We start from the raw sequence: 9,686 nt of genomic DNA on the forward strand, positions 1-9,686 counted from the left end.
CGTACCGATGGAGACGCCGGAGACGGCGTATGCGGCGGCGCTGTGCGCGGGCGCGGCGGCGTGGCTCGTGATCTCGGGGCGGAGCGGCGGACACCGCAGGGCCCGGGGGTTGTTCGGCTCCGAAGGCGCGCGGAGCCCCGCGCGGGAGAGCTGGAAGAGCGTTCGTGACCGGCTCATGGGGTGGTGGGGAGGACGGCGGGAGTGGGTGTGCCTCCCGGTCGCGCTCGCTCTGGCGGTGTGCGGTGCGTCCCCGCTGCCGGTGGTGCTGGGCGTGGCCGCGGTTCCGGTGGCGCGCCGGTGGCTGCGCGGACGGAGGGTGCGTCGGGAGGGGGAGCGCCGGGCGGATTCCGTGGTCGGCCTGTGCGGGGCGGTGGTGGGTGAGTTGAGGGCCGGGGCCGAACCGGGGCAGGCGCTGCTCGCTGCCGTGCGCGGGATCGGTGCGGGGGACGCGTCCTGGTCCGGGGTGTTCGCGGCAGCGCGGTTCGGCGGCGACATCCCCGGGGCACTGGGGCAGGCCGCGCGCGAACCCGGGCGCGAGGGGCTCGTGGGTGTGGCGGCCTGCTGGCGGGTGGCCGCGGACGGCGGTGCGGGTCTCGCGGCCGGGCTGGACCGGCTGGAGAGCGCGTTGCGTGCCGAGCGGCGCGGACGCGAGGAGTTGCGGGCCCAGCTGACCGGAGCCTGGTCGACCGTCGTGGTGCTGGCGTTGCTGCCGGTCGTGGGCATCGCGCTGGGGACGGCGCTCGGCGCGGAGCCGCTGAGAGTCCTGCTGCACCATCCGGTCGGGCTGGCCTGTCTGGTGGTGGGCGGATCGCTCGAAGCGCTCGGCCTGGCCTGGGCCGCACGGATCGTCCGCGCGGGGGAGGCGCCATGAGCGGTGTCGTGCTCGCCGACGTTGTCCACAGGGTGGGGACGGTGGCCCTGCTGCTGGGCGCATGCGCGCTGCCGGTCCGTGTTCTGGTCATGTACCGGACCGGGCGCAGGGTACGGCGACGCGGGGCGGCGCTGTTCTCCGTCGCGGTGGTGGAGGCTCCGGAAACGGGGCGCGCGAGCTCGGCGGACCTGCCGCCACGTCGAAGGGGCGGACGGGGGACAGTTCCGGGGCTCGGACGGTGGCCGGTGCTGCTGGGCGTGGTTGTGACGGGCTGGTTCCTGGTGGGCGGCCCCGTGGGATGGGCGGCGGGGCTTCTGGCCGCCTGGGGCACCCGGCGATGGCAGCGCACCCGCCACGGGGAAGGGGCCGAGGTGGAGGCCGAACGGGCTGCGAGAGCCGCCGAGTCGCTGCGCCAGATGCCGATGGCGGCGGATCTTCTGGCCGCGTGCATCTCCGCGGGGGCCGGCCCCCGGGAGGCGGCCGAGGCGGTCGGTACGTCCCTGGGCGGTCCCGTGGGCACGCGACTGGCCCGTACGGCGGCGGAGATCCGGCTCGGGAGCGATCCGGTCGCCGCCTGGGGGCGGTTCGCCGAGATACCGGGCGGATCGGCGCTGGCGCGCTGTTTGGAACGGGCCGGATCGACCGGGGCGCCTGCGGCGGAGCCCGTCGCTCGCCTGGCCGAGACGCTGCGTGCCGAACGGGCGAGCGCGGCCCTGGCACGGGCTCAGCGGGCCGGCGTGCTGATCACCGGCCCGGTCGGGCTCTGCTTCCTCCCGTCGTTTCTTTCGATCGGAGTGGCCCCCGTGGTGGTCGGACTGGCGGGCGGGCTGCTTCAGACGAGGTGACCTGATAGGTCCGTTCAAAGTAATTAATCCACATATCTATATTTATCGGGGGTTTGGAATGATGCAGACGATCACGCGCTGGGTTCGAGTCACGGCGCGGCGCATGCGGACCGACAGTGGAATGACGACCTCCGAATACGCGGTCGGAACGATCGCGGCCTGCGCGTTCGCCGCGGTGCTCTACAAGGTGGTGACCAGCGCACCGGTGATGGCGCAGATGCAGGCGCTGCTGAAGGACGCGCTCGATGCGAAGTTCTGAACCGGCCGAGCGGGACGCTGCGTGCCGGCCGGCCGTATCCGCGCGGGAGGGGCCGCACGGCGGTGGCGCGGGGCGCCGGGACCGGGGCGCGGTGACGGCGGAAGCCGCCATGGCGATCCCCGTACTGGTCCTCTTCGCGCTGGCGCTCCTGTGGGCGCTCATGGCGGCATCGGCCCAGATCCGGTGCGTGGACGCGGCACGGGCGGGTGCGCGGGCGGCCGCCCGTTCCGAACCGGAGGCGGAGGTGCGGGAAGCCGCCTTGTCGGCCGCGCCCGACCGGGCCCGGGTCGAGGTGGTGCGGGCGGGGGCGCTGTGGCGGGTCACCGTCGCGGCGCCGGCGCCCGGTCCCGGTCCGCTCGCCGTGACGTTGGGCGCGGAGGCCGTCGCCGCGGCCGAGGACACGGTCGGGGAGGCGCCATGACACGGCTGGGCGAGGCCCGGACCGGATGGCTGGGGGAGGCCCGGACCGGACGGCGGGGGGCGAGAGGTCCTGGGGTGTCGCGGTGGTCGGGCGTGTGCGGTGAGCGCCGGGACCGGGGCGTGGCGACCGTCTGGGCCGCGGTGACGGCGGTGACGCTGTGCGCGGTGTTCGCCGCGGTCCTGGCGCTGGGGCAGGCGGTGGTGGCCCGCCACCGGGCCGGGGGCGCCGCCGATCTGGCCGCGCTGGCGGCGGCCGACCGGGCCCTGGAGGGCGCCGAGGTCGCCTGCCGGTCGGCCCGGGAGGTCGCTGAGGCGCAGGGGGCCGAGCTGGTGCGGTGCGCCGTCCAGGGGGAGATCGCGGATGTCACGGCCCGGGTCCGCCGTGGTCCGTACGCGCCCGAGGTCAGGTCGCGGGCGGGCCCGGCGTCGGAGACGCCTGCCGTGCCTCAGCCTGCCGTATCTCAGCCCGTCGTGCCTCCGCCCGCTGTGTCTCCGTCGGCCGTTCCTCCGCCCGGCGGGGCAGCGGGGGCCGCGCGGGGCGCGGCTGCCCCGGCCGCCGGATCGGGGCGGTGTCTCGGAGGGGCCAGGGCCCCGGACGGCCGGTGGCCCGGGGGCCTGCGGCTTGCGGGGCCGGCCGGGCGGAGGCCCGGGGTGTCACGTGGGCCGGAGGAGTTCCGTGAGGAGGCGGACGGCGCCCCGCTTGTGCAGCGGTTCGTTGCCGTTGCCGCACTTGGGGGACTGGATGCAGGACGGGCAGCCCGCCTCGCACTCGCAGGAGGCGATGGCCTGCCGGGTCGCGGTCAGCCACTCACGGGCGGTGCGGAAGGCGCGCTCGGCGAAGCCGGCGCCGCCGGGGTGGCCGTCGTAGACGAACACGGTCGGCAGCAGGGTGTCGGGGTGCAGGGGCACGGACACCCCGCCGATGTCCCAGCGGTCGCAGGTGGCGAAGAGGGGGAGCATGCCGATCGACGCGTGCTCGGCGGCGTGCAGCGCGCCGCCGAGGATCTCCGGGTTGATGCGCGCAGCGTCGAGCTGGTCCTCGGTGACCGTCCACCACACGGCGCGGGTGCGCAACGTGCGCGGCGGCAGGTCCAGCTTGGTCTCGCCGAGCACCTCGCCGGTGATCAGCTTGCGGCGGAGGAAGGAGACGACCTGGTTGGTCACCTCCACGGAGCCGTAGTACAGCCGTCCGTCCCCCCAGGGGACCTCGGTGTCGGTCTCCAGGACGGTGATGGCGGTGGTGTCGCGGGCGGTCGTCGAGTACGGCGGCTGGGCCTCCTCGACCAGGGCGACCGAGTCCTGGAGGTCCAGTTTCCGGACCAGATAGGTGCGGCCCTGGTGGAGGTGGACGGCGCCCTCGTGGACGGCGGTGTGCGCGGCGGACTCGTCGACGGTGCCCAGCAGCCGGCCGGTGCCCTCCTCGACGATCTGCACGGGCCGGCCGCCCTCGCCGCGGATGTCCGTCAGGTCGGAGGCCCGCTCGCGTCGGGTCCAGTGCCACCCGGCGGGGCGCCTGCGGAGCAGCTTCGCGGCTTCCAGCTGCGGCAGCAGCTCGGCCGACGCGGGACCGAAGAGCGCCAGGTCCGCTTCGGTGAGCGGCATCTCGGCGGCGGCGGCGCACAGGTGCGGGGCCAGGACGTACGGGTTGTCGGGGTCGAGGACGGTGGACTCCACCGGCTGCTGGAACAGCGCCTCGGGGTGGTGGACCAGGAAGGTGTCCAGCGGGTCGTCGCGGGCGACCAGGATGGCGAGGGCGCCCTGGCCCGAGCGACCCGCCCGCCCGGCCTGCTGCCACAGGGACGCCCGGGTGCCGGGATACCCCGCGATGACGACGGCATCCAGGCCGGACACGTCGATGCCGAGTTCGAGGGCGGTGGTGGCGGCCAGGCCGAGCAGGGACCCGGAGTGCAGGGCGCGCTCCAGGGCGCGACGCTCCTCGGGGAGGTAGCCCCCGCGATAGGCGGCGACCCGGGCCGGGAGGGAACGGTCGACCTCGGCGAGGCGTTCCTTGGCGATGACGGAGATCAGCTCGGCGCCGCGCCGCGAGCGCACGAAGGCGACGGAGCGCACGCCCTGGACGGTCAGGTCGGTGAGCAGGTCGGCGGTCTCGGCCGTGGCCGTGCGGCGGACGGGGGCGCCCTTCTCGCCGTGCAGCTCGGTCAGGGGCGGTTCCCAGAGGGCGAAGACCATCTCGCCGCGCGGGGAGGCGTCGTCGGCGACCTCGGTGACGGGAAGCCCGGTGAGACGGCCCGCGGCGACCGAGGGGTCGGCGGAGGTGGCGGAGGCGAGGAGGAAGACCGGGTCGGCGCCGTAGCGGGCGCACAGACGGCGGAGCCTGCGTATCACCTGGGCGACGTGAGAGCCGAAGACTCCCCGATAGGTGTGGCACTCGTCGATGACGACGTAGCGCAGGGCACGCAGGAAGGAGGACCAGCGGGGGTGGGACGGCAGTATCCCGCGGTGCAGCATGTCGGGGTTGGTGAGGACGTAATTGGCGTACTGACGCACCCATTCGCGTTCTTCCACCGGGGTGTCGCCGTCGTAGACGGCGGGCCGGACGCCGTTGCCCAGCGGGGCCGCGAGGGCCCGAACGGAACGGCGCTGGTCGGCGGCCAGGGCCTTCGTGGGAGCGAGGTACAGAGCGGTCGCCCCCCGGCCGTTGGGGGCCTCGGAGCCGTCCAGGAGGGTGCTCAGGACCGGGGCCAGATAGGCGAGCGACTTGCCCGACGCGGTTCCGGTGGCGATCACGACGGACTCGCCGTCGAGGGCGTGCTCGGCGGCGGTGGCCTGGTGGGCCCACGGATGGCCGATTCCGGCCCCCTGAATCGCGGCGATCACTTCCGGACGGATGCGATCGGGCCAGACGGCATGGGTTCCCGCGCGCGGGGGCAGGTGCTCCGTATGAGTGATGCGCGCGGACCGGCCCGCCCCTGCGGCGAGCCGGTCGAGGACCATGTCGGGAGAGGGGCTGGAGCCCGCGCTCCCGGGCGGTCGACTGGGGCGGTGATTCTTGGCCATCGGCACCGAGTGTGTCACTGGCGAGACGGACAATGGTCCCAAGGCGTCGTGCATGGCTGCCCGTAAGTGATTGAATGCCATCGCGGCTGGCGATCCGTCCCCTGACTCCGTCGGGGAGACCGAGGGGCGACCGCTCGATAGCAAGGTGCTGGAGGATCCGTGGACCTGTCCTTGTCGACTCGCAATGTGTCCGGCCCTGGTGGCGACCGTACGGTCGTCGAGGTCGGTGGCGAGATTGATGTGTATACCGCGCCCAAGCTGCGCGAGCAGTTGGTCGAGTTGGTGAATGACGGCAGTTACCACTTGGTGGTCGACATGGAGGGCGTCGACTTCCTCGACTCCACCGGTCTCGGCGTGCTCGTGGGCGGCCTGAAGCGCGTGCGCGCGCACGAGGGCTCGCTGCGCCTGGTGTGCAACCAGGAGCGCATTCTCAAGATTTTCCGGATCACCGGCCTCACCAAGGTGTTCCCGATCCACACCACGGTCGACGAGGCCGTGGCGGCGACCGACTGACGTACCGCGCGCGGTCGGACCGGCTGTGGAGCCGGTCCGGCGGTGTGGCTGGCACGTCGGCCGTGATCGACGGGCCGCCGGGTCGGCGCAGCCGTGTGCCGGTGCTCGGTGGACGGGTTCGGTGAGCCCGTTGAAGGGTGCTCGTCAGCGCCCGTCACCAGCCGTCCGTCACCCGATCGGCGGATGGTGGCCGCATTCATCCGTGGACGCGGCGGCCGGTCCGGCACCGGTCGGGTGTACCCGGTCGGCGCTTGGCGTGGACGGTCGCCGGCCGATGGCCCGACGGCGTCGACGGCCGGACGGCAGGGCCTCCCAAGCGGGGCGGTGAACCGGGCGGTGCCCCGGGGCCCGCCGATGCAGACATACGAAACGTTCGAGGGGGATCGCATGGCCACCGTTGAACTCCGCTTCAGCGCCCAGCCCGAACACGTCAGAACGGCCCGCCTCGTGGCGGCCGCCGTGGCGCGCCGGGCCGGAGTCGACGAAGCCGTGCTCGACGAGGTCAGACTCGCCGTGGGGGAGGCATGCAGCCGAGCGGTGGGGCTGCACCGCAGCCATGGCATCACGGCCCCCGTGAAGGTCGTCCTGATCGAGGAGGAGAAGTCCTTCTCGATCGAGGTCGGTGACGAAGTGCCCGGCCCCGGTGCCGACGCGTCCGCGGTCGGCGGATCGGGAAGCCGTGACGCGGCCACCGGTGGTGGGCCCGACGAGCCGGAGCCGGACGCCGACGGTGAGGACGAGATGGGCCTGGCCGTCATCAGCGGTCTCGTCGATGACGTGGAGGTCAGGTCCGGGGCGGACGGCGGCGTCATCCGGATGAGCTGGCCGAAGACCCCCGCGACCGTTCTGCCCTGAGCGTCACCTCGGGCGGTCCTGAGGGACCCGGGCGGTCCCGAGGAACCCGGGCGGCCCGAGGGACCCGGCGGGTCCGCCGTCCCCTGACGGGCCGCGCTCTGCCGGAATCCTCCGATGCCGCGCCGCGCTGCCGAGACGGTCATCGCGGCAGGGGTGGACCGAGGCCCCCTCCCGAGCGCTTACGGCGCCCCTGATCGATTGTCCCGAGAGGCCCTGCTGAGCAGGGCCTTTTTTCATGAACGCGCTATCCGCGATCATTCATCGATGCGCTGAGCCCATTACTCCATTCGGATCAATGGGTGAACTCGAAGCATTGCCGTTCGGTGGATGAAAGCCAATGGTATTTACCGCACACTGTTTTGATCGTGCTCCTCTCCCTACAATCCGTCCACGACTTGAGCGCTGAGCGTCAAGGAGGACGTATGGCGGGGTTCGGCACCACATCACTCGCAGAACCGACGCAGTATTCCGCACTTTCCGACCCATCCGACACTCTGGCCGCCGCGGTGCTCACCGATGACAATCGCGTCATCGTGATCGTTGTCGCGGTCGTCGCCCTGGCCGCACTGGTCGTCGCATGCCTGCTGGTGAGGCAGGTACTGGCGGCGGGCGAGGGAACCGAGCGGATGAAGGAGATCGCGGCGGCCGTCCAGGAAGGCGCGAACGCCTATCTGGCACGGCAGTTGCGTACCGTCGGCGTCTTCGCCGTCGTGGTCTTCCTTCTTCTTCTGCTGCTTCCGGCCGACAACTGGTCCCAGCGCGTGGGGCGTTCGGCGTTCTTCCTGGTGGGTGCGCTTTTCTCGGCGGCCACCGGATACATCGGGATGCGACTCGCGGTACGGAGCAATGTCCGGGTGGCGGCCGCCGCGCGTGAGGCCACTCCGGCGGAAGGCGAACCGGAGAAGGATCTCACCGCCGTTTCGCACAAAGCGATGAAAATCGCTTTCCGTACGGGCGGGGTGGTCGGCATGATCACCGTGGGGCTGGGGCTCCTCGGCGCCTCGTGCGTGGTCCTCGGATACGCGGCCGACGCGCCCAAGGTGCTGGAGGGCTTCGGGCTCGGGGCGGCGCTGATCGCGATGTTCATGAGGGTCGGGGGCGGGATCTTCACCAAGGCCGCCGATGTCGGTGCCGACCTGGTGGGCAAGGTCGAGCAGGGCATCCCGGAGGACGACTCGCGCAACGCCGCCACGATCGCGGACAACGTGGGCGACAACGTCGGTGACTGCGCGGGCATGGCCGCCGACCTCTTCGAGTCGTACGCCGTCACCCTCGTCGCCGCGCTCATCCTCGGCAAGGCGGCCTTCGGGGACTCCGGACTCGCCTTCCCCCTGATCGTGCCGGCGATCGGGGTGATCACCGCGATGATCGGCATCTTCGCGGTCGCGCCGAGGCGCTCCGACCGGGGCGGGATGACCGCGATCAACCGCGGCTTCTTCATCTCGGCCGTCATCTCGCTCGTGCTGGTGGCCGTCGCCGTCTTCGCGTACCTGCCGTCCTCGTACGCGGAGCTGGACGGGGTCTCCGACGCCGGCATCACCTCGCACGGCGGAGACCCGAGGATCTTCGCCCTGGTGGCCGTCGCGATCGGCATCGTGCTGGCGGCACTGATCCAGCAGCTCACCGGGTACTTCACGGAGACGAGCCGACGCCCCGTCAGGGACATCGGGAAGTCCTCGCTGACCGGGCCGGCCACCGTCGTCCTGGCGGGCATCTCCCTCGGACTGGAATCGGCCGTGTACACCGCGCTGCTGATCGGGCTCGGCGTCTACGGGGCGTTCCTGCTCGGGGGCACGTCGATCATGCTCGCGCTGTTCGCCGTGGCGCTGGCCGGGACCGGGCTGCTGACCACGGTCGGCGTGATCGTCGCCATGGACACCTTCGGTCCGGTCTCCGACAACGCCCAGGGCATCGCCGAGATGTCCGGGGACGTGACGGGTGCGGGGGCGCAGGTCCTCACCGATCTGGACGCCGTGGGCAACACCACCAAGGCCATCACGAAGGGGATCGCCATCGCCACCGCGGTCCTGGCGGCGGCGGCGCTCTTCGGCTCCTACCGCGACGCGATCGCCACCGCGGTCGACGACGTCGGGGCCCCGGCCGGGGAGATGGGGCTGAGCCTGGACATCTCGCAGCCGAACAACCTGGTGGGGCTGATCCTCGGCGCGGCGGTGGTGTTCCTCTTCTCCGGACTGGCCATCAACGCGGTGTCCCGGTCCGCGGGGGCCGTCGTGTACGAGGTGCGGCGGCAGTTCCGCGACCATCCGGGGATCATGGACCGTACGGAGAAGCCGGAGTACGGGCGGGTCGTCGACATCTGCACCAAGGACGCGCTCCGGGAACTGGCCACGCCCGGACTGCTCGCGGTGATGGCGCCGATCGCCGTCGGGTTCACCCTCGGCGTCGGGGCCCTCGGCTCGTACCTGGCGGGCGCGATCGGCGCGGGCACGCTGATGGCGGTCTTCCTCGCCAACTCGGGCGGTGCCTGGGACAACGCCAAGAAGCTCGTCGAGGACGGCCACCACGGTGGGAAGGGCAGCGAGGCCCATGCCGCGACCGTCATCGGGGACACGGTCGGCGATCCGTTCAAGGACACGGCCGGTCCGGCGATCAACCCGCTGCTCAAGGTGATGAACCTGGTGGCGCTGCTCATCGCGCCCGCCGTGGTGCAGTTCAGCTACGGCGCGGACGCGAGCGCGGGCGTGCGCGCGCTGGTGGCGGTGGTCGCCCTCGTGGTCATCGTCGGGGCGGTCTACGCGTCGAAGCGGCGCGGCATCGCGGTCGGGGACGACGGCCCGGACGGAGGGGAGGGTTCCGGTCCCGTACGGCCGGTCGGCCCGGCGGCGCTGGGCTGACGCCGCCTCAAGGACCCGGTGGGGGCGCCCCGGTTGGGGGGCGCCCCCCC

Annotated in this window: 8 protein-coding genes and 1 pseudogene; 8 read left to right on the forward strand and 1 reads right to left on the reverse strand. The window is 72.8% G+C overall.

Features of this window, described 5'->3' with window-relative positions; all coding sequences use genetic code 11:
* Positions 1-7: 7 nt before the first annotated feature.
* The 5 genes and pseudogenes from ACWCXC_RS17285 to ACWCXC_RS17305 all read left to right on the forward strand — a co-directional run.
* On the forward strand, positions 8-871 hold the full coding sequence (locus ACWCXC_RS17285) for a type II secretion system F family protein (protein WP_450889624.1): 864 nt from the start codon (positions 8-10) through the stop codon (positions 869-871).
* Entirely contained in the window at positions 868-1,716 is an 849-nt protein-coding gene (locus ACWCXC_RS17290) for a type II secretion system F family protein (protein WP_450889608.1), read from the forward strand. The genes ACWCXC_RS17285 and ACWCXC_RS17290 overlap by 4 nt, the downstream gene beginning before the upstream one ends.
* Before the next feature lie 58 nt (positions 1,717-1,774).
* Positions 1,775-1,975 carry a DUF4244 domain-containing protein gene (locus tag ACWCXC_RS17295; protein WP_450684081.1) on the forward strand — a complete coding sequence of 67 codons (201 nt, stop codon included), beginning with the start codon at positions 1,775-1,777 and terminating at the stop codon, positions 1,973-1,975.
* Positions 1,962-2,396, forward strand: coding sequence for a TadE family type IV pilus minor pilin (locus tag ACWCXC_RS17300; protein ID WP_450889610.1), 435 nt, complete (start codon positions 1,962-1,964; stop codon positions 2,394-2,396). The genes ACWCXC_RS17295 and ACWCXC_RS17300 overlap by 14 nt, the downstream gene beginning before the upstream one ends.
* Positions 2,393-2,806: pseudogene (locus ACWCXC_RS17305) on the forward strand (Rv3654c family TadE-like protein); the annotation flags it as partial. The gene ACWCXC_RS17300 and the pseudogene ACWCXC_RS17305, both read left to right, overlap by 4 nt.
* Positions 2,807-3,049: 243 nt before the next feature.
* Here ACWCXC_RS17305 and ACWCXC_RS17310 read toward each other — a convergent pair.
* On the reverse strand, positions 3,050-5,494 hold the full coding sequence (locus ACWCXC_RS17310) for a DEAD/DEAH box helicase (protein ID WP_450889612.1): 2,445 nt from the start codon (positions 5,492-5,494) through the stop codon (positions 3,050-3,052).
* A gap of 78 nt (positions 5,495-5,572) precedes the next feature.
* Between ACWCXC_RS17310 and ACWCXC_RS17315 the strand changes: the two genes are divergently transcribed.
* The 3 genes from ACWCXC_RS17315 to ACWCXC_RS17325 all read left to right on the forward strand — a co-directional run bounded on the left by ACWCXC_RS17315 (position 5,573) and on the right by ACWCXC_RS17325 (position 9,636).
* Positions 5,573-5,926, forward strand: coding sequence for an STAS domain-containing protein (locus ACWCXC_RS17315; RefSeq protein WP_003967428.1), 354 nt, complete (start codon positions 5,573-5,575; stop codon positions 5,924-5,926).
* Between the two features lie 387 nt (positions 5,927-6,313).
* Positions 6,314-6,781, forward strand: a complete 468-nt coding sequence (locus tag ACWCXC_RS17320; protein WP_450684084.1) for an ATP-binding protein — start codon at positions 6,314-6,316, stop codon at positions 6,779-6,781.
* Positions 6,782-7,203: 422 nt separating this feature from the next.
* Positions 7,204-9,636, forward strand: coding sequence for a sodium-translocating pyrophosphatase (locus tag ACWCXC_RS17325; RefSeq protein ID WP_450889614.1), 2,433 nt, complete (start codon positions 7,204-7,206; stop codon positions 9,634-9,636).
* Positions 9,637-9,686: the final 50 nt, after the last annotated feature.

This window comes from Streptomyces sp. NPDC001515 (assembly GCF_053597115.1).

Coding starts and splice junctions, on each gene's coding strand:
- ACWCXC_RS17325 (WP_450889614.1), top strand. CDS start 7,204: ATGGCGGGGTTCGGCACCACATCACTCGCAGAACCGACGCAGTATTCC.
- ACWCXC_RS17300 (WP_450889610.1), top strand. CDS start 1,962: ATGCGAAGTTCTGAACCGGCCGAGCGGGACGCTGCGTGCCGGCCGGCC.
- ACWCXC_RS17310 (WP_450889612.1), bottom strand. CDS start 5,494: ATGGCATTCAATCACTTACGGGCAGCCATGCACGACGCCTTGGGACCA.
- ACWCXC_RS17290 (WP_450889608.1), top strand. CDS start 868: ATGAGCGGTGTCGTGCTCGCCGACGTTGTCCACAGGGTGGGGACGGTG.
- ACWCXC_RS17295 (WP_450684081.1), top strand. CDS start 1,775: ATGATGCAGACGATCACGCGCTGGGTTCGAGTCACGGCGCGGCGCATG.
- ACWCXC_RS17285 (WP_450889624.1), top strand. CDS start 8: ATGGAGACGCCGGAGACGGCGTATGCGGCGGCGCTGTGCGCGGGCGCG.
- ACWCXC_RS17320 (WP_450684084.1), top strand. CDS start 6,314: ATGGCCACCGTTGAACTCCGCTTCAGCGCCCAGCCCGAACACGTCAGA.